Below are 19,297 nucleotides of genomic sequence, written 5' to 3' on the forward strand. Positions count from 1 at the left end.
AACAATTGAGTGGGAATAGAGTAAATAGGTACACTTACTAAAATAGCTGCAACTACTTATTCAATATTTTTCACAAATAATTGGTATCCCATAAAAACTTGCTACTTGTAACAATTTTGGTAATATGCCAATTTAATAAAGGCACTTTCTTACTTGTCTCATTTGAGATTAGAAGGAAGTGTCTTTTGTTGTATTTAGAACTGTCTCAACTAACTTTTGAGCAGATTGATTTTAAACAGCTACGAAATTTTAAACTATATCTTACTAAAACATTTGAAAATGCTATCACTGTGAACATTCACTTAGCTAGAATGAGAGTTTTTTTAACTTTTTAGAAGAAAACAACACGCCTACTATGAATCATGTAAAAAAACAGTTTATCTTTATGACAAAAAAAGGAACAGTGGAGTATGCTCAATTGCTTAACTTAAGCGTTTCTAACGCTCAAAGTAGAGTGTACAGTACTCCAGTTGAAGTTAAGCTAATTGGAACGCCGTGGATTGGAAACGGAATGATTGAATTAACTGAAAAACAAATTGAATTTTTAACAGAAGAATATAAATAAAAATGCTAGTTTTAGTATAAATACACAAAAAAAGAGCTGAACACTGTTATACTAGCATTTAGCTCTTTTTTTGTTTTAGAGTAATCTGTTAATTATTACATCAAATCAAGGTAAGGCACCTGTTCCATAAAAGGTTTCCCATTGACGATACCTTTTTCAAAGAGTTCCTCAGCTGTTGCGAAAAACTGCGTGTCCGAATTTGGAGCTGTCAACAAATAACTTTTTTCTTCACCATATAAACGTGAAATCCACCATTCTTTACCATCCAAATAAAATGGTAGCTCTTGGTGTTCATCAACAATGTCGTTTCTGTAATCTTCCCATTCTTTTTTGTCCATTTATATTTCACCTCTTAATATTATTTTCCCGGAGCCCAATTTCCGTTAATCCACTTCCAATTATGACGATGTGGTACTTTAGGATGTGTTTTTGGATATCCATGATTTGAATAATGGATATCAGTCTGTACTTTCCCACTTTTACCATATTATCTTCTTATCTCTAGTTTATTGTTTCTGTATAAATCTGCTGAAGAATATGATTTTCCACTTGTAGAAATATTATTCTTAAATTTGGTGGCATGTGTTACTTTATGGCTGTTAGTTTTCTGTCCCTTTTTCAAAGCATTGTTATAGCTGGATACAACTTGATGTTCTTTTTTCGGTTTTGGTTTTGGCTTCGGTTTAGGCTTAGGCTTAGGTTTTGGAATAGGTGCTCTACCACCAAGTCCTCCGCCTTTAGGAGCCATCGGTGCGCCACCACTGCCATCCATTGGTCTATTGGCACGAGTGCTTATTTGATGACTTTCAGTTAGGGGATACGTACTGCTCGCACTTACTGTTTCAATGTTAATACAGCTAACAAGTAAATCCCAGCTGTATTGAAAAATAAAGTATCTGACTTGTAGTAAATACTATTTCGTCTATTTCAAGTATTCTTAATTCATATAGATTGTTCATTTTCATCAATTGGAATCCACCAATTGGAATAAATCCCATCATATTCATTGTCAGGATCTTCAAGTTCTAATTTTTTAAGTGTTGCAAGAAGATAATGTGCTTTTGCAATTGCGACATCAGCCATCCGAATCCTTGTATCTGGATTATAGTCATCTTCGTAGTATAAGTTTTCTGAGATAAGTTCAGGGATGGTTTTATGACAGGGCATTTCAGCCATCGTTGTCTCAGTTGCAGGTGTGAAAACATAGGCATGCAGCTGATCAGTTGAAATGTCCCCTTTTTTATAAGACTCTAGTGCACCAATCATAAGCATTAAATATGCTCGAGAATTATCATAGTAATTCGTACTGTTTATCTTTAAAATAGGGCTCACTTCCTTTATCTTTTAATGTTACTATGCATATTATTTTTGACTTTTAGTATGCTGAAAATAATGGATAGATACTTTTTTATTTTTAGAATAACCATCATAATAAACTTTTTTCCATTCGCCACTTTTCACTTTTCTTAAACTATCTAAACGCTGTCCATTTTTAACCGTATTTTTTTTAAGGTTAGAAGCTTTAAAATCCTTTGGATAATTTGGTGATTTTTTATACTGGTGTAGTATCCATTTGGTAAGGAATTAGGTTTAGGAATAGGTGCTCTACCACCAAGTTCTCTGCCTTTAGGAGCCATTGGTGCGCCACCACTGTCATCCATTGGTCTGTTGGCACGAGTGCTTATTTGATGACTGGCAGCTAGGGTATCAGTATTACTTGCACTAACAGTATCAAAGTTAATGCTACTAAATATTAATGCTATTATTAAAAAAATAAAGTAAATGTGACTCTTTCTTTACATAATGTAACTGTCTTTCGTTAAAGATGTACCTACATCATAGTGAATTCGGAATAGTCTGTCAATAGATGACGGGAATGAAAAACATTAGTTTATACTCCATAAAAATTACAATTTCTATTGTTATTAATTTGATAGTAGCTTTTTTATTTACACATAGAAGTTGATAAAATGCGACACTTCGGTTTCGAAGGTCGTTTATTGCATCTTAATTTTTACTGCGTTCAAATTCATCGCAACTTACAACTACGTTGACATCACTCGCTTTAATTTTAACAAAAACGATTATAAAAAAGAGAGTGTACCGTAAAAATAGGCGCAAAGTGCAGAACTACCAAACATTAGTATTTTTGAGTCGAAAATGGGATTTATAAACTTTTACAGTTAAAAATGTTGTTGTACCACGTTTGCAAGTGTTTAATTATTGTATGTAGAGAGATAAAACTATTATTAATTTTCACTAAATAGTGATAATTGCCAGAAAGCTGTTAAATCAATGTTTTCACTCATGTAAACGAAAGTGTACAGGGAGAAATAAGCAAAGTATATCCTCATAGACAGACAAACTAACTGTTTTTATATTATCATTATATAAAAGGAGGTAGTAACTAATGAATTTTAGTAAGCAATTAAAAATTTATCGTGAACGTGACGGTCTTTCTCAAGAAGAGCTCGCAGAAAAAATCTATGTGACACGACAAACCATCTCTAAATGGGAGAATGACCATACATATCCAGATATTCATAATTTAATAGCATTAAGCACGCTCTTTGAAGTGAGTTTAGATGAATTAATTAAAGGTGATGTGGAAAATATGAGACAAACAATCGGTGTTGCAAAATTTAATAAACACACAGGGGTAATGTTTGTTTTTATGATAATGACGGTGATATCTATTGTCCCTTTGATGGATTTATGGGGTTGGTATGGCGTTGGTATTTCGTTGGTATTTTGGGTGATTTCTATGGTAGCGGCACTGAAAATTGAGAAAATGAAAAAAATGGAAAATATACAAACTTATGCAGAAATCCTTGCTTTTACTGAAGGAAAAAATATTCAAGCAGCGCGAGAAAAAAGAGATAAAAAAAGAGACCGTGTGAATAAAATTAAAATAGTGTTAGTATTTACATTAACCGCAGCAATTATTTGTTTAATCAGCGTATTTATATGGAACTGGTTTTTCCGGTAAGGATAAATTAGTGACTAAACTTCACACAAAAGTTCGTTTTAAAACCTTGAAATTTAGTTGATTTATACTTATATTACAATAATAGAAGACTAAAAATTAATTAACCAGGAGGAATTTATTTTGACTATTAATTCGATAGCTTATACAGCAATTCATACTGAGTGTGATTATACAGAGTTGGATGGTGAAAACGTATTACGAGTAGTGAAGAAAGATAAATTAATGTCATTTGATGAGAATACTTATGCGAAAATTTCAAATACGTCTTTTCATAACGGCGAGATAGAAGTGAAGATGTTAAGTCGTCTTTTGCCAGATGCCCCTGATTTTGCACGAGGTTTTATTGGTGTTGCGTTTAGAATCAATGAAGAGGATACAAAATTTGAAGCTTTTTATGTTCGCCCTACTAATGGACAAACAACTGATCCTGTAAGAAAAAACCGAGGGGTGCAATATTTTTCATACCCAAACTACACTTTTGATTACTTTAGAAACCGTGGAATAGTAGATTTTGAAGGCCCAGCTGATATTGCGTTAGATAAGTGGATTACTTTAAAAATAATAGTTATTGATGAAAAAGCAACCTTCTATCTAAACAATCAGAAGAAACCTGTATTGGTTGTTGATAAAATGAAGCTTGGCGCTGCGGCAAGAGGTAACATAGGTTTATTTGTAGATATTGGGACGGAGGCTTTCTTTAAAGATTTAATCATTAAACCATTGGATTAAAATAGTATAAAAAGAAATTAATCATTCCATTTCAAAAAGCTAGTCTCTAATATGAGAGTAGTTTTTTTTTGATAACACGCTAGTTACTATAAATACTTCACCAACATCATATGTGCTTTTTAGGAGACATTGTTACTTTTATTAAAATAATGGCAGACGCTCGGGGTTATCTAATGTAGCATTAATTGATGAATAAGCATAGTTGTTACGCCAACACTGTTTGCGAATACAGCAGTATTAAAAAAAGTTCGAACTCTTTTGTAATTGTATTCAGTTTTAGACAGCTACTATGGTTGTTTTTTTGAAAGTAAGTATTTTCTAAAAGTTGATAGTAGTAATTAATATATATACAAAAACAGTAAATAACAGGGAATCATTCTCTTAATGGGTTATAATTAACTAAATAGTTCAATAGTAACTTGTCATTCAAAAAGGGGGAAAGCAGATGAATATATTAGAAATTAAAAATTTTGGTAAAACGTATAATAATGGAAAACAAGCAGTTGAAAATATTAATATCGAAGTAGCTGCGGGTGATATTTTTGCATTTATAGGTCACAATGGTGCCGGCAAAAGCACTACAATTAAGGCAGTAGTAGGGGTATTAGATTTTGAGCAAGGCGAAATATATATCGAAGGTTTATCTATAAAAACTAATCCAATTGACTGTAAATCTATAACCGCCTATATTCCTGATAATCCTGATTTATATGAGCATTTAACGGGTATTCAATATCTTAATTTTATTTCAGATGTTTTTGGTCTATCATCAAGTGAGCGGGAACAACAAATTAAAAAATACGCAGAGGCTTTTGAAATAATGGGTAATTTAGGTGATTTAATTTCTTCATATTCACACGGAATGAAACAAAAAATCGCTTTAATTGGTGCAGTGATACACAAACCTAAGCTACTGATTCTTGATGAACCTTTTGTTGGGTTAGATCCAAAAGCAGCGATTGTTTTACGCAATATTATGAAAGACCTATGCACGAGAGGGAGCGCTGTTTTTTTCTCAACTCATGTATTAGATGTTGCACAAAAATTATGTAATAAAATTGCGATGATTCATCATGGTAAAATCGCAATTAATGGCGAAATGGAGCAACTAGTAAAAGAACAATCTTTAGAAGACCTCTTTATGGAGGTGCTTGAAAATGGATAAGAATATTTGGTTGTTGCTAAGAGTTCGTTTTATTTCGCAACAACGTTTAAATATATTCAAAGTGGCAGGTCATAAAAAAGAAAAAAGCAAACGCCTGATATACTTGATATGTCTTGCTATTATCGCATTAATGGCAAGTTTTTATAGTGGGGCAATCGCCTATGGTCTGGGTTATTTAAACATGACACAATTAATTCCACTTTATGCATTTTTGATAGCTAGTTTGCTCTCATTCTTTTTTACTGTTTTCAAAGCAAACGGTGAATTATTTGGTTTTTTTGATTATGATACCTTGATGTCATTACCTATAAAAACAACGACAATTATTGCGAGCCGCTTTATGTATTTATATATTTGGAACACACTGTTATCGCTTTTAATCATGTTGCCAGCGGGCGTTATATATGCTGTTTTTAGCAATCCTAATAGGCTGTTTTATTGTTTTTGGATTATTGCTATGTTTACGGTAACACTCATACCTACAACAATTGCGACTATTATCGGAGCAGTTATTACAGCAATTGCTTCAAGAACAAAACATGCCTCACTTATATCAACGGTGTTAATGATAATGCTGCTTATTAGTATTTTAGCGGCTTCCTTATTTGCGGGTGGATTCAATCAGAGCTTTGATATTAATCAATTAAATGACTTATCGAGGATATTTATCAACGAATCTTTCAAAATTTATCCAATCGCAGAATTGTACCACAACGGAATAGTAGAGGAGAAATGGTTACAATTTATAAGCTTTATAGCAATTTCGATAGTGTGGTACCTATTATTTGTAAAAGTGTTATCTTTTAAATATAAATCGCTTAACACCAGAATATCTTCAACCTATAATAAGAGTAATTATGAAGTTAATCGTTTAAACAGTGGCAACGTTCTGACTGCTCTATATAGTAAAGAGCTGAAACGCTTTTTATCATCTACTATTTATGTGACTAATATGGTTGTTGGATTGGTCATGTCAGTTATTATGTCAGTCGCAGTAGTAATTGTTGGAAGTGAAAGATTAGCGATAATGGTAGGCTTACCTGAATTAGTCGTGTTTTTACCAAAATTAGCACCTTTTATATTGGCGGCAATGATAGGCATGTCCAACACAAGTAGCGTATCGTTGTCATTAGAAGGTAAAAATCTTTGGATACTTAAAAGATTACCTTTACGCCTGCGTGATATTTATCTTAGTAAAATACTCGTTAATCTCACTTTAACTGTCCCAGTAGCTCTAATAAGTGGAAGTCTTTTTATTATTGGTATTAAAGCAACTTTGTATCAAGGACTGATGATGTTAGTTATTCCGCTCATATTTGCTATCTTTTCTGCAACATGGGGACTTTTTATAAATTATCAATTTGCTAATTACGACTGGGAGTCAGAAACACAGGTGGTTAAGCAGAGTATGTCAGCCGTAATAGGGATGCTTGGAAGTTTATTAATTGCCGTGATTTTAGGATCTGTACCAGTGTTCCTTAATGATAGCGGCTATGCCATTTATACGACCAGTATCGTAGTGTTATTGCTAGGAGCGTCACATATTATGTTTAAGCTGTTGCTTAAGAAACGATTATAGAATTAAAAGCAGTCGTTTGTGGCTGTTTTTTTAGATAAAAACCCAGCTAAAACTTTCTGATCTGGGTTAATTTAGTAGATAATTAAGCCGATTTTTTTCAATAAAGCTTAAAGTTAACATTTTTAATACAGAAATTAATAATTGGTTTGGAAAGCGTGGAGATAACATGTTAGAATGAAGCATCAGATGAATCTAACGAGGAGAGATACAATGAATAAATATTTAGTCTTATTGTTAGTGACGGGCATTATTGTTCTACTAGGCTTTTTTGCTCCTGATTATTTACCAGTGTCAGATAGAGTTGCACGAAGCATTACTGGATGGTCGTGGGTTTTATGTGTGTATGCATTTGTTAAATTCTTAACATACAAAGGGTATTAATAATATAATTGAGAAAAAATTATGTTTTCTTTTGTAACAAAGTACGTTGGGAACAAGTGCTTTCCTAAAGCCATTGCAATATGCTATGATAAACATAATTATATAATGGGAGAGGATACAGCATGTCTAAAGAAGCTCAAGTTTCAGAACAAGTACGTGACTTATTTAATAAGATGGCGTGGTTAAACAAGTCACGAATGGAAGAACAGCTGAAGGGGTACAAGTCTTCTGAAGTGCATTGTATCGAAGCAATAAAAAAAAAGCAGGATCCAAATGTAACGATTTTAGCAGAAGCACTTTATATGACACGTGGTGCTCTGAGTCGGCTTACAAAAAAATTAGTTGATAAAAAAGTGATTGAAAGTTATCAAAAAGATGGGAATCGTAAAGAAATCTACTTTAGACTAACTGAACAAGGGGAAGCCGTTTATCAAATACATGAAGCGCAACATGATTATTTTAGAGAACGTGATCGTGCTGTGTTCGAACAGGTAACAGAAGACAACTATAATGAATTATTGAAGTTTGTCGCCTTGTATGATGAACATTTAGATAACGAAATTAAAAAACAAGGCCTAACGCTTAATTAACTCTAAAGGAGACAGTCATGTTCAAATTAGCATGGCTGTTTTTAATTTTTCTTTTTTATTGTTGACAAGGAAACAAAACGCTGTTATTATTTTGTTGACAGAGAAACAATATAGGAATAAGAAGGAGAACAACATTATGAAAGATCACCGAAAAGTTGAGCGTTTACCAAAAGCTATGTTAGCTGCATCATGGGCAATTGCATTAGGAGCGATTGCACCGATGCTTGATTCAACAATGGTCAATATCGCTTTGGATACATTAATAAAGGATTTTAATACCACATTAGCAATTTTACAATGGTCTGTAACGGGGTATGTTTTAGCTTTGGCAATCGCTGTCCCCATTTCTGGTTGGTTGATGAACCAATTCAATGGGAAACGTATCTTTATTGGCGCAGTGATAGCATTTGGGCTCCTATCATTTTTAATCGGTTTTAGCTGGAACGTTTACAGTTTTATTATTTTGAGGTTACTACAAGGGTTTAGTGCAGGTATCATCACGACGTTGATGATGACGCTATTAGTTAAAACCGCGGGCCAAGAAAACCTCGGTCGTGTGATGGCAATTGTGAGTACACCGATGATATTAGGGCCTATACTAGGACCTGTTTTGGGAGGTTTTATCGTACAAGGAGCATCGTGGCATTGGATTTTTTTCATTAATATTTTTATTGTTCTCATCGCAGTACCGTTGATGTTAAAATTTATTCCGCCTTTTGAGCCTTTCAACAAGCAAAGTAAACTTGATGTTTTTGGCATCTTAACGCTAGCATTAATGAGTATAGCGCTCATTTATGGGATTACGAAAGCCGCAGATGAAGCGTCGTTTAATAATAAACAAACCATACTATGGCTCAGCATCGGTATCATTTTAATCGTTGTGTATGTTAGTTATAATAAAATCCGCAAAAATCAAACGGTGTTGCCGCTTAGCTTGTTTAAACATAAAACTTATTTAGCAGCTAGCAGTGGTTTGTTTCTTGCTAACATTGCCATTATGGGACCCATGTTAATTTTGCCACTCTTTTTTATTACTATTCATCAGTTTACGCCCAGTCAAGCGGCTCTCGCATTAATGCCACAAGGGATAGGAATGCTTGTGACACGCCCGTTGATTGGAAAGCTGATTGATAAAATTGGAGCGAAGTATGTGGTGCTGGTAAGTCTGGCTATTGCACTTATTGGGTCAATCCCGTTGGTGTTTATTACAGCTAACACGAGTATGGTTTGGATTGTTATCTTGCTCTTTATTCGTGGGACCAGTTTTGGTGGGATTAATTTGCCTCTAATGAGCGATGCTTACACGGGTCTAAGTAGTAAGCAGTTGCCTGAGGCAGGTGTTGGGATAACAATTATTGAGAATTTGGGTGCCAGTTTTGGAACAGCTTTAATTGCGACAAGTGTTGCTACAATGATGCAAGGATTACAGCCAACATTAATAGCCGAATTAAAAAGCTACCAAGCAGGATTCCTCATTTCAGCAGTGGTATTGGTACTTATTTTTATTCCCAGTGTATTCTTAACCAATAAAAGAAAGGCAGTTACGGGTGATAGTTGACAAGGAATACGATGCCTAAGCGTTTCAGCATGATTTTTATTGAAAAACAAGCGCAAAATGAGCAGTTTTAACAACAAAAAAGTGGCTCGTTGAGTACCCTCTCATATGTTAATTTAAAAAGAGGATGGCAAGAATTGCCTGATACATAATGAGAGGAATGAAGAAATGAAAAAGTTAGTATTAGTAGCACTTTCAATCTTATTAATTGTGGGTAATACTGTTGTTTTTACTGCGAATGCAAATGCTGCAACAAGTGAGAAAACGACTGATAATTTTGAAATTAAAACACTAGCAGAACGAAAAGAATTACCAAAAAATGAACAAGCACTTATAAATAACATTGAAGACTATCTAGAAAATGAGATTGAGGGTGAATTAACGTTAACTCGTAGTGGTAAACCCACTACTAAAGCTATTAATTACTTAACAGATACTCTTGCGGAACTCGCATTCGAAATTACAACTAAGCGTGATAATCCGACAATTAAAGTGGCTGATTTTTTTGGCTTTCTAGGCAAAATCCAACAGAGTAAATGGTTTGAAGGGTTAACGAATAAAAGTGATCGATACTTAACAGTATATGATGAAACAACACATTCAAATATTAAGTTACATGCCTTCTACATCGATAATAAATCAGATAAGACAGCGCTAGTTCACCATGGTTATCGCTCTAATCCAATGAATGTTATGAAGGAAGCACAATTTTTAAGTGACGAAGGTTATAATGTGTTAATACCGGATTCTCGTGCTAGTGGTGCAAGTGAAGGCACATATATTACATTTGGCGCATATGAAAAAAATGATTTAAACGCTTGGCTTTTACAAGAACAAGCCAAAAACCCACAACAAAAATTTGTGTTGATGGGCGTATCAATGGGAGCAGCAACGGTGATGATGTCTCAGGATGTGATTAGTCCAACGTTAGATATTGAAGCCATAATTGAAGACTGTGGTTATGCTACGATTTCTGATCAAGCACACGATGTTATGCGTATTTTAACCTCACGTTTACAATATATCCCAATCGTCAATCTCGTTGATTGGTATGCCTATGAAGATCGTTTGGTGGATAATTTGAATGAAAAGCATGTGAAACCTATTTTGAAAGTTGATTTATTCGATATTTCACCACTTAAAGCGGTCGAACATTCATCCGTGCCAAAATTATTTATTCACGGAACAAGTGATGGTTTTATACCTCCAAAGGCGAAAGATGAATTATATGAAGCAGCTTCTGGTTATAAAGAACAGCTAGAAGTAGTTGGAGCGGCACACGCACAAAATTTAGCAGTAGGTGGTCAAGCCTATAAAGATAAAGTGCGTCACTTTTTAAAAACAGCTGCGTTAATAAAACCGTTACCAGCCACACTAGCACCTACAGAAAATTTGCTCTTGAATACTGATTTGAAAATTAATGACTCGAAAACAGGTATTTCAAACTGGCAAACAAGTGGGGATGGCAAGAATTATAAAGCAACAACTGTAAGTAAAAACAGTAAAAATAATGAAATAGAATTCGCAACTGACATTTCAAATTACAGCACTTATCGTGGTGCTATCTCTAAAATGAATAACGGAGGAATTCGGTTTTATACACAATCTGCGGGGATCGGTGCTTATCTCAAACAAGAGATTCTAGCAGTTTCCGGAGAGGAGTATCAATTGAGTTTCAATACGCTTAACCCCAATCCGTTGGAGTGGAGTGAGTCACAAAACAGATATGGTATTGGTACAGCGATGAAAGAAGAGACGCAAAAAACAACTGGAAAAGTTGCTCAATCTTTAGCGGTAAAAGCAACAAAAACAGGTGAGTTGAGCGTGTTTTTTGGAACTAAAATGACGGTGTATAATCTATTAGGTAGAACTTATACGCAAATGTATTATCATGACATCTCAGTTGTTAATACAGATGTGACACCACCAGCGCAAATAAAAATAACAAGTACGTCATTCCATAGAAATACGATTAATATTTCAGGGAAAGCAGAACCAAATACGACTGTAAGATTAATGACACCAACCAAAGAGCAATTGATTGAAGTACATTCTGATGATAACGGATTTTTTAAGCTAAGCACTAACGTTTCATTGAATCAACCCATTTTACATTTAATAAATAGCGATGTAAAAGGTAATACGAGTAAATCAATGGTTGTCACAGTCACTGAATAAAAAACGAACACCCGTCTCATAAAAGGACGGGTGTTTTTTACTACTAGCTACAACTAAAAGTACACACAACGCTTGGACTCTTGTTTCTACCAATAAAATTAAAGCACGGTCAGTTCAGGAATAGCTTCTACAACGTCATCAAACGAACAATAATGATCGATTTGGACAAAGCCAGCAGGGTCTTTTGTTGCATAAACTTTTTTTATCAAGAAAGCAGCAATCAAACCAGTAGCACGCGCTTCATCATGTCCAGTGACAGTCAGTTGCTGTAACAACTGATCATTTTTATCATAGGTTGCAACTTGTGCATAAAAAGCATCGCTTCCGATGACTTTCGCGGTCATCATTTTTTTGACACTCTTAAAAATAAACGGTCGATTAAGTAGCGGCAATAAGCGCCATTTTTGCATTTGGTGCATTAAGCCAGTGACAACTCTCGAGTCAAAGCCAAGATAAGTAGTAATCCTACGATTAGGGAACTGGTCACGTAAGGTATGCTGGTCTGAAAAATTAAACAGGTAAACAGGTTGCTTTGTTTTACCTAGCTCAAGTAAACGTCGCTTGGAAAAAGTTTTGAGTGGGTTTTTCTCCCCACGTAATGTGTATGTCTCATTGAGCTGATTTAAAGTCCAATCAATCGCAGCATCTCCATGTGCATCAGCTAAGCCAAGTTGTACTTTTATATCTGCCCTTTGGAAAGAAGGCGCATTTTCATACAATTTTGCTAACATTAAGTTAGTCAAACCAGGTGCCAATCCCACACTATATACAACAGCTGATTTTTCTGTAAGAGGTAAGACAGCTAACTGCTTATAAAAAGCGGTATTGGCAGTTACATCAATATAATCTATGCCAGCATTATTACAGTAAGATACAAAGTCTGTTGTCACCTGATCAATACATACCACAACAAGTTTAACATCAGTGAAAAGTGTGTCATCGATCGGCTGTGTAATATCAAATTCAGCTACTTGAAGCGGTAATTGTGAGTCAGCAACAAATTGCTCCATTGTCCGACGATTACGACCGGCAATGATTAATTGCTCGGGAAAATGAGGAGCTAAATTTTTTGTAATAATACGCCCTACATGACCGTGTCCACCTATGAGCATGATTTTATTTTTAGTCATTGCTATTTTCCTCCAATAAAGTTTTTAAGTAATCTGCCAAAGTCTTAAAGCCAGCATCGATTGTTTGCATGTCAGCTGATGAGAATTGGGTCGTTAAATGATGATGAAACTGTTGAGCAATAGCAAAGTGAGCGACTGCAATTTTTTTACCACTTTCGGTTAATGAATACAGTACGCTGCGTTTGTCAGTTGGTGAAGGTGTTTGTATTAACCACCCTTTTGATATGAGGCGTTCAGTCAGTTGTGAAACAGCGCCTTTAGTAATTTGTAAATTTTGACATAATTCCTTTCCAGTTTTTGGTTGGTTATTTAAAGCATCTATTAAGTGAAACTCGCTGGGTGTGACTAAGCCAATTTCTGGAACATCAAAGGGTTGTTTTTCTAATAAACAGAGGTGGTGTATCATTTGCCCTAATGCGAGGGTACGCGTTTGTATTGGTTTCATGAGTTTAGTTTAGCAACTAAACTAAAATAAAGCAACTTAAATCATTTAAATTTAGAAAGTCTTACAGAAAAAGGGTATGATAGAGTAAGGGAATAAGTTGATTTTTAAAGCGTTATAAGGGGGAGCATAAAATGAAAAAACAAGTTTTTTTCACGGTCATAATAGTATTGTGTTTAGTCATTGTGGGATCTACGGCAGCGCAAGCTAAACAGTTAGCAAACGTATCGTCTTATCGCTATTATCTTGATAAAGAGACACCACAGATGATGAAGAAGGCCAAAAATATTGATATGATGGTGATTGAACCTTTGGAGATGAATAAAGCAGCCATTAAAAAAATGCAAAAACAAGGGACACTTGTATTTGGCTATGTGAATGCGATGGAGGTAGATCGTTGGAATAAAGCGTTTTATAAGAAAATGCAAAAAGAAGATTTTTATTATGATAAAGCTAAAAAGAAAAAGTATTTTAAAGAATGGGACTCTTATCTTGTGAACATGACCTCGAAACATTATCAAGAGTTGTTGATAAAAGAAGTCCAACAGCAAGTGATAAAAAAAGGTTTAGATGGTGTCTTTTTTGATACGGTTGGTAACATTGATGATTTTGTGCCATCAAAACAGCAAAAAGCTTATCGGGCTGGGATGGTTAATGTTTTAAAGACATTGAAAAAACAGCAACCAAAATTATTAATCGGACAAAATTGGGGCTTCGATACACTAGAAAAAGCAACGGCACCGTATGTCGATTTTATCATGTGGGAAGATTTTAATTATACTGAACTACAACAAGATGACTGGGCGCAGCAACAGATTAAACGTTTAGAACGTATACGACAAAAAGAACACGTTGAAGTGTTTGTTGTCTCATTTAAAGATAAACAAAAAAGTGAAAAGTTAGCCAAAAAACATCATTTTAAATTCATGTATAATCCAAAGGGGTCACATTATAACGAATGGTTTGATAAGTAATTGACATGAAAACTAAAAAGCAGCAATCCATTTAAGGATTACTGTTTTTTTGTATGTATTATCTGTGTTTTTCGGACACTTCTTGTACATAATTTAATAGCTCTATGTTAAAATTAATAGTGGAAGTACTTGTTAATTTACTTATAAATGTAAGCGCTAACAATAAGTGCGATAAGTGGTTAAAACAATTTTGTTTGAGGGGGAAGACGATGTTTAGACAAGAGAGTGACAGCGTTGGTGTGTTAAATATTCCAGAAACAGCGTATTATGGTGTGAATGCTGCCCGAGCTAAAAACAATTTTAATATTACAGGTGAGTTATTGGAGACTGATTTTATCATCAGTCTTGCTGAAATAAAGAAAGCAGCCGCATTAGCAAATGCTGAACTGGGCATGATAGAAGTTAATGTTGCTGGAGCAATTGTAGATGCAGCCAATGAAGTAATCGCTGGTGCATTTCATGATCACTTTATCGTAGATCCATTGCAAGGTGGTGCAGGGACAAGTAGTCACATGAATATGAATGAAGTGTTGGCTAATCGTGCGATTGAATTGCTGGGAGGTGTCAAAGGTGACTATTCTATCGTTCACCCTATTGATGATGTAAATAAAGGTCAGTCTACTAACGATGTTTATCCAACCGCAGGAAAACTGACATTTTTGAAGAAAATGCGTGGGTTAGAAGTAGCCCTTGAACGTTTAATTGAGGTATTTAGTCAAAAAGCAGATCAGTTTAAAACAATTAAAAAAATTGGTCGTACGCAGTTAAGTGATGCTGTACCGTTAACTTTAGGCGATGAATTTCATGCGTATTACTCGGTAATGAAACGTAATCTAAAACGCTTGAAACAGGTTAAAATAGAATTGTGTACACTTAATATGGGTGGTACAGCGATTGGAACGGGGATTACAACACATCCACAATTCAGTGCTAAGTTATTACCGATTTTATGTGCGCTAAGTGGTGAGTCATTAACAATTGCTGAAGATTTAATAGATGGCACACAAAATATTGAAGGGTATGTTGCACTCAGTGATACATTAAAAGTAGCGGCAGTCAGTTTATCCAAAATTGCGAATGATATACGGTTGTTATCATCAGGCCCCCGAGCTGGGATTGGCGAGTTAATTATTCCAGTGAAGCAAAATGGCTCATCAATTATGCCAGGGAAGATTAATCCTGTGATACCAGAAATTGTGAATCAATGCGCTTTTGTAGTAATAGGCAATAATGTCACTATAACGATGGCAGCAGAAGGTGGACAATTAGAGTTGAATGCCTTTGAACCTGTTATTTTTTATAAATTATTAGAGTCATTCAATTTACTTGAAAAGAGTATAACAACCTTTGTTGATAATTGTTTGATGGATATTGTTGCCAATGAAGCACGTTGTAAGGAACTACTTGAACAAAGTATGTATTTATCGACGTCACTTTCTGAAACAGTCGGTTATGCAGAAGCAGCAAGCATTACAAAACGTGCACTTTCTTCTGGGAAAACGATAAGAGAAGTAGCGCTAGAGGAGGGTGTATCTGAACAATTGATGAATACGTTAGTATAACTTAAGCGAAACAGTTGTTTTAGTAACGAGTTAATTGTTGTTGAAATGGCTGTTTTTGATGGTGAATATGGGCAAAATTAATCCTATCTGTTATTCTATTGAGAGAGCTATCTTTGAAATAAATGATAGAATAAAAAGCAAAAGGGGTTAGGACAAGATGAGTAACAGTGAACTGATTTTTAGAACAGCACAAAGAGAAGATGTTGGCTTGGTTCTGACGTTTATCAAAGGCTTAGCGGAGTATGAAAAAATGGCAAACGAAGTTGTTGCAACTGAAGCGTTGTTAACAGAGTGGTTATTTGATAAAAAAGCCGCAGAAGTCATCATCGGGGAATATAAGGGTGAAGCCGTTGGGTTTGCGCTATTTTTCCATAATTTTTCGACATTTTTAGGCAAGGCTGGTATTTATTTAGAAGACCTTTATGTTTTACCAGAGTATCGAGGTAAACGTTTTGGCAAAGCCTTTATTGAACATTTAGCACAATTAACAGTTGAGCGTGGTTGCGGTCGTTTGGAATGGTGCTGTTTGGATTGGAATCAGCCAAGTATTGATTTTTATTTGGCACTGGGCGCAGAACAAATGAGCGATTGGACTACTTATCGTCTAACTGGACAAAAATTACAGGATGTAGCGACTAGTAAAGGACTAAAATAAAACTTAACAAATGACGTTATTTAGCTTATAATTGAATAGACAAAACAATGGAAGAGATGTGAAATAATGGGTCGTAAATGGGCAAATATAAAAGATAAAAAAGCAGCAAAAGAAGCAACAAGCAGTAAGGTTTTCGCTAAATTTGGTGTTGAAATTTATGTAGCAGCTAAACAAGGTGATCCTGATCCGAAAACAAACCGTAAATTACAATCGGTAATGGAACGTGCAAAAACATATAACGTTCCAAAACACGTCATGGACCGCGCAATTGAAAAAGCAAAAGGTTCAAGTGATGAAACATACTCTGAATTACGCTACGAAGGTTTTGGACCAAACGGCGCTATGGTTATTGTTGATACGTTAACAAACAATGTCAACCGTACAGCAGCGGAAGTTCGTTCTGCTTTTGGTAAAAATGGTGGAAACATGGGTGTTTCTGGAGCAGTTGCTTACATGTTTGATAACACAGCTGTATTTGGTTTCGAAGGTAAGGAAGCCGATGCGATTTTTGAAATGTTATTAGAACAAGATCTTGAAATCCGCGATGTGATGACTGAAGGAGATCAAGTGATTGTATATGCAGAACCAGAGGATTTCCACAGTGTTCAAGAAGCTTTAAAAGCCGACGGTGTTACTGAATTCACAGTTGCTGAAGTTGAGATGATTGCTCAAAATGAAGTATCTTTATCTGAAGAAGACATCGTTACTTTTGAAAAACTAATCGATGCACTTGAAGAGCTGGAAGATGTACAAAAAGTCCATCATAACGTGAGCTTTGAAAATTAATCGTAATAGAATACACTTTTCCTTAGTTTAAAGTGGGGGAAGAACAAAAAAGCTGATTTTTCATCGATAATGATCGATGGGAAATTAGCTTTTTTGTAAGTTTTTTTTAAGGTTAATTATTTATTGAGCATAAGTAGATTTGTAAAAAGGAATGGCCGCCCTTTAATGATACTGTTTGATTTTTAACGTTAACTCAAGGAAGAAAAATAATGATTTAATTAAGGTATACTGGAGTTAGCGCAAAGGAGGAGTCAAATGCATTGTTTTTTACAAATATTATATCTTTCAATTATAATTTATTGTGGCGTTAATTTTTTGATGGGAAAGAAACTATCACAATTAAATTTTAAAATAATCTTTCTGCTTATTCTGATAGGACTCGCCATTACTTCTTTTAGATCGTAGATGAAAAAAGCCTTTTCGTTTTGAAAAAGCTCTGTTAAAATTATAAAAATAAGTGTTGAAAAAGTGATACAGTTAGCACAGACGTAAGAAGTGTGCCGGCAGCTGTTAAAATTATTACCCTGCGTATGTTTTGTTTATGCTCTGATTTCGATAATTCTTTAATAGCGAAATACCAGACGATGATACTTAGTATTGGAACAATCGTTAAATTCATAGTTAATCGCCTCCCATCTTTTATTATACAGAAATAAAAAATATTTGTGAGTAGAGATAATAAGCTTTTAATAAACAAATGATGATAGTTTCACTATTTTTTTGTAGAATGATAAAAAGTAATTTAAGATAGACTGTCTAAAATGATATGATATAAGTAACAGATACTTGATAGGTAGGGAGAGACGTGCAATGAATATACTAGTAAAAAAATTAGAACAGCACAAAGGGCATCTTAGTCAATTGGAAACAACCTTTTTAAATGATGTGATAGCATCTCCTGAGTTGTTCGTTAAAAGCACAATTGATTCGATTTCGAAGCGACTATTTATTTCAACAGCGACAATCAGCCGTTGTTGTAAACAGTTAGGTTTTGAAGGGTTTCAACAATTCAAATATGCAGTGGCTCAAGCACTTGAAAATAACGAAAGTGAAACTATTATGGATGTTCGCACTGAATCACTGACACATCAAGTTCAACGTATACAGACAGAAATTGAAAAAACATTAGCCCGTCTATCAGAAGAAAAATTAAACCAAGCGACTAATTACCTTATCAAAAGTCAGGCAATCGAATTTTTCGGAGTCGGTGCCTCGCTCCCAACATGTATGGAAGCAAGCCGTAAATTAACATTTGCAGGCAAAACAAGCTCCGCCCGAGGAGATTGGGATGAATTAGATATTGTTGCACGCAACCTTACAAAAAAAGATTTAGCCATTATCATTTCATATTCAGGAGAAACACCCCATGTTTTAGCCTATGCAAAAGCATTGAAAGCTAATAAAGTACCCGTTTTGGCATTGATTGGCTGTGAAAACAGCAGTTTGGAGAAACTAAGTACATTAACAATGACAGCAGCAGTCACTAATTGTTATTATGGTGAAATTGATATGTCCTCAAGAATCCCATTTAACGTTTTGTTAGAACTACTCATTTTAAATTATTTAAAAGCATCCGGCATTGAAAGATAATACTGACGTTGTTGCGAAGAAATGAGCTTACAAAGACAGTATGGGACGGAGCGCAAGCGAGTACCACTCCTTTGCTAATATCGTAGCGGATTTATCCGTTTTACGAGAACAGTATGGGTGCTAATATCGTAGCGAATTCATTCGCTTTACGAGAGTAGTATGGGACGGAGCGACAGCGAGTACCACTCCTTATGTTGAAGTACCACTCCTTATGTTGAAGTAACACACCACTCCTTATGTAGATGTACCACTCCTTCTGTTAATTACTTAGAGTACTACTCCTTATGTTGATGTACCAATCCATTGTCACTTTGTTAGTATATTGTGACGAAATTTTTTTCGTCAAATGTAAGTTATTACTTTAATTCGAAAGCGCTTTCTTTATTGGGGTATATCTGTTAATTTTAAGTTATCAAATACAAGTTGA

At 34.8% G+C, this 19,297-nt stretch carries 19 protein-coding genes; 14 read left to right on the forward strand and 5 right to left on the reverse strand.

Going from position 1 to position 19,297, the window contains the following annotated elements:
- The first annotated feature begins 385 nt into the window (after positions 1–385).
- Positions 386–565 carry a hypothetical protein gene (locus IKV95_RS01940; protein WP_036042274.1) on the forward strand — a complete coding sequence of 60 codons (180 nt, stop codon included), beginning with the start codon at positions 386–388 and terminating at the stop codon, positions 563–565.
- A 95-nt stretch (positions 566–660) separates the two neighbouring features.
- Here IKV95_RS01940 and IKV95_RS01945 read toward each other — a convergent pair whose 3' ends face one another.
- The 3 genes from IKV95_RS01945 to IKV95_RS01955 all read right to left on the reverse strand — a co-directional run bounded on the left by IKV95_RS01945 (position 661) and on the right by IKV95_RS01955 (position 1,837).
- Positions 661–903, reverse strand: a complete 243-nt coding sequence (locus IKV95_RS01945; protein ID WP_069120260.1) for a hypothetical protein — start codon at positions 901–903, stop codon at positions 661–663.
- A 149-nt stretch (positions 904–1,052) separates the two neighbouring features.
- On the reverse strand, positions 1,053–1,313 hold the full coding sequence (locus IKV95_RS01950; protein WP_287451358.1) for a hypothetical protein: 261 nt from the start codon (positions 1,311–1,313) through the stop codon (positions 1,053–1,055).
- A gap of 194 nt (positions 1,314–1,507) precedes the next feature.
- Positions 1,508–1,837: a DUF3969 family protein gene (locus IKV95_RS01955; RefSeq protein ID WP_119905035.1), complete on the reverse strand. Its 330-nt coding sequence runs from the start codon at positions 1,835–1,837 to the stop codon at positions 1,508–1,510.
- Between the two features lie 1,138 nt (positions 1,838–2,975).
- On the opposite strand from IKV95_RS01955, the gene IKV95_RS01960 reads away from it, so the two are divergent.
- The 8 genes from IKV95_RS01960 (at position 2,976) to IKV95_RS01995 (ending at position 11,731) form a co-directional block, all read left to right on the forward strand.
- Positions 2,976–3,554 carry a helix-turn-helix domain-containing protein gene (locus IKV95_RS01960; protein WP_119905033.1) on the forward strand — a complete coding sequence of 193 codons (579 nt, stop codon included), beginning with the start codon at positions 2,976–2,978 and terminating at the stop codon, positions 3,552–3,554.
- 120 nt (positions 3,555–3,674) lie between these two features.
- A complete protein-coding gene (locus IKV95_RS01965; protein ID WP_287451359.1) occupies positions 3,675–4,283 on the forward strand; it encodes a hypothetical protein in 609 nt (202 codons plus the stop codon).
- 451 nt (positions 4,284–4,734) lie between these two features.
- Positions 4,735–5,448, forward strand: coding sequence for an ABC transporter ATP-binding protein (locus tag IKV95_RS01970; RefSeq protein ID WP_029092134.1), 714 nt, complete (start codon positions 4,735–4,737; stop codon positions 5,446–5,448).
- Positions 5,441–7,027 (forward strand): permease, encoded by a 1,587-nt coding sequence (locus tag IKV95_RS01975; protein ID WP_287451360.1) that lies wholly within the window; start codon positions 5,441–5,443, stop codon positions 7,025–7,027. The genes IKV95_RS01970 and IKV95_RS01975 overlap by 8 nt, the downstream gene beginning before the upstream one ends.
- Before the next feature lie 210 nt (positions 7,028–7,237).
- Positions 7,238–7,408: a hypothetical protein gene (locus IKV95_RS01980; protein WP_157759352.1), complete on the forward strand. Its 171-nt coding sequence runs from the start codon at positions 7,238–7,240 to the stop codon at positions 7,406–7,408.
- A gap of 122 nt (positions 7,409–7,530) precedes the next feature.
- Positions 7,531–7,998, forward strand: a complete 468-nt coding sequence (locus tag IKV95_RS01985; RefSeq protein ID WP_069126113.1) for a MarR family winged helix-turn-helix transcriptional regulator — start codon at positions 7,531–7,533, stop codon at positions 7,996–7,998.
- Between the two features lie 136 nt (positions 7,999–8,134).
- Positions 8,135–9,556 (forward strand): DHA2 family efflux MFS transporter permease subunit, encoded by a 1,422-nt coding sequence (locus IKV95_RS01990; protein ID WP_069126115.1) that lies wholly within the window; start codon positions 8,135–8,137, stop codon positions 9,554–9,556.
- Between the two features lie 165 nt (positions 9,557–9,721).
- On the forward strand, positions 9,722–11,731 hold the full coding sequence (locus tag IKV95_RS01995) for an alpha/beta hydrolase (RefSeq protein ID WP_287451361.1): 2,010 nt from the start codon (positions 9,722–9,724) through the stop codon (positions 11,729–11,731).
- Positions 11,732–11,829: 98 nt separating this feature from the next.
- Here IKV95_RS01995 and IKV95_RS02000 read toward each other — a convergent pair whose 3' ends face one another.
- Both IKV95_RS02000 and IKV95_RS02005 read right to left on the reverse strand, forming a co-directional pair.
- Positions 11,830–12,861 (reverse strand): saccharopine dehydrogenase NADP-binding domain-containing protein, encoded by a 1,032-nt coding sequence (locus IKV95_RS02000; RefSeq protein WP_069120244.1) that lies wholly within the window; start codon positions 12,859–12,861, stop codon positions 11,830–11,832.
- Entirely contained in the window at positions 12,854–13,306 is a 453-nt protein-coding gene (locus IKV95_RS02005) for a MarR family winged helix-turn-helix transcriptional regulator (protein WP_287451362.1), read from the reverse strand. The genes IKV95_RS02000 and IKV95_RS02005 overlap by 8 nt, the downstream gene beginning before the upstream one ends.
- Positions 13,307–13,437: 131 nt before the next feature.
- Here IKV95_RS02005 and IKV95_RS02010 point away from each other — a divergent pair, with 131 nt between their 5' ends.
- The 5 genes from IKV95_RS02010 to IKV95_RS02030 all read left to right on the forward strand — a co-directional run bounded on the left by IKV95_RS02010 (position 13,438) and on the right by IKV95_RS02030 (position 18,870).
- Positions 13,438–14,277, forward strand: a complete 840-nt coding sequence (locus tag IKV95_RS02010) for a glycoside hydrolase family 191 protein (protein WP_287451363.1) — start codon at positions 13,438–13,440, stop codon at positions 14,275–14,277.
- Between the two features lie 209 nt (positions 14,278–14,486).
- Complete coding sequence (locus tag IKV95_RS02015) at positions 14,487–15,839, forward strand: aspartate ammonia-lyase (protein ID WP_036027659.1); 1,353 nt, start codon at positions 14,487–14,489, stop codon at positions 15,837–15,839.
- A gap of 157 nt (positions 15,840–15,996) precedes the next feature.
- Positions 15,997–16,494, forward strand: a complete 498-nt coding sequence (locus IKV95_RS02020) for a GNAT family N-acetyltransferase (protein ID WP_069126121.1) — start codon at positions 15,997–15,999, stop codon at positions 16,492–16,494.
- 66 nt (positions 16,495–16,560) lie between these two features.
- Entirely contained in the window at positions 16,561–17,280 is a 720-nt protein-coding gene (locus IKV95_RS02025; protein ID WP_029092127.1) for a YebC/PmpR family DNA-binding transcriptional regulator, read from the forward strand.
- Positions 17,281–18,090: 810 nt separating this feature from the next.
- Entirely contained in the window at positions 18,091–18,870 is a 780-nt protein-coding gene (locus IKV95_RS02030; protein WP_029092126.1) for a MurR/RpiR family transcriptional regulator, read from the forward strand.
- Positions 18,871–19,297 lie beyond the last annotated feature (427 nt).

The organism is Brochothrix sp. (genome assembly GCF_017549435.1).
Taxonomy (GTDB): Bacteria; Bacillota; Bacilli; order Lactobacillales; family Listeriaceae; genus Brochothrix; species Brochothrix thermosphacta.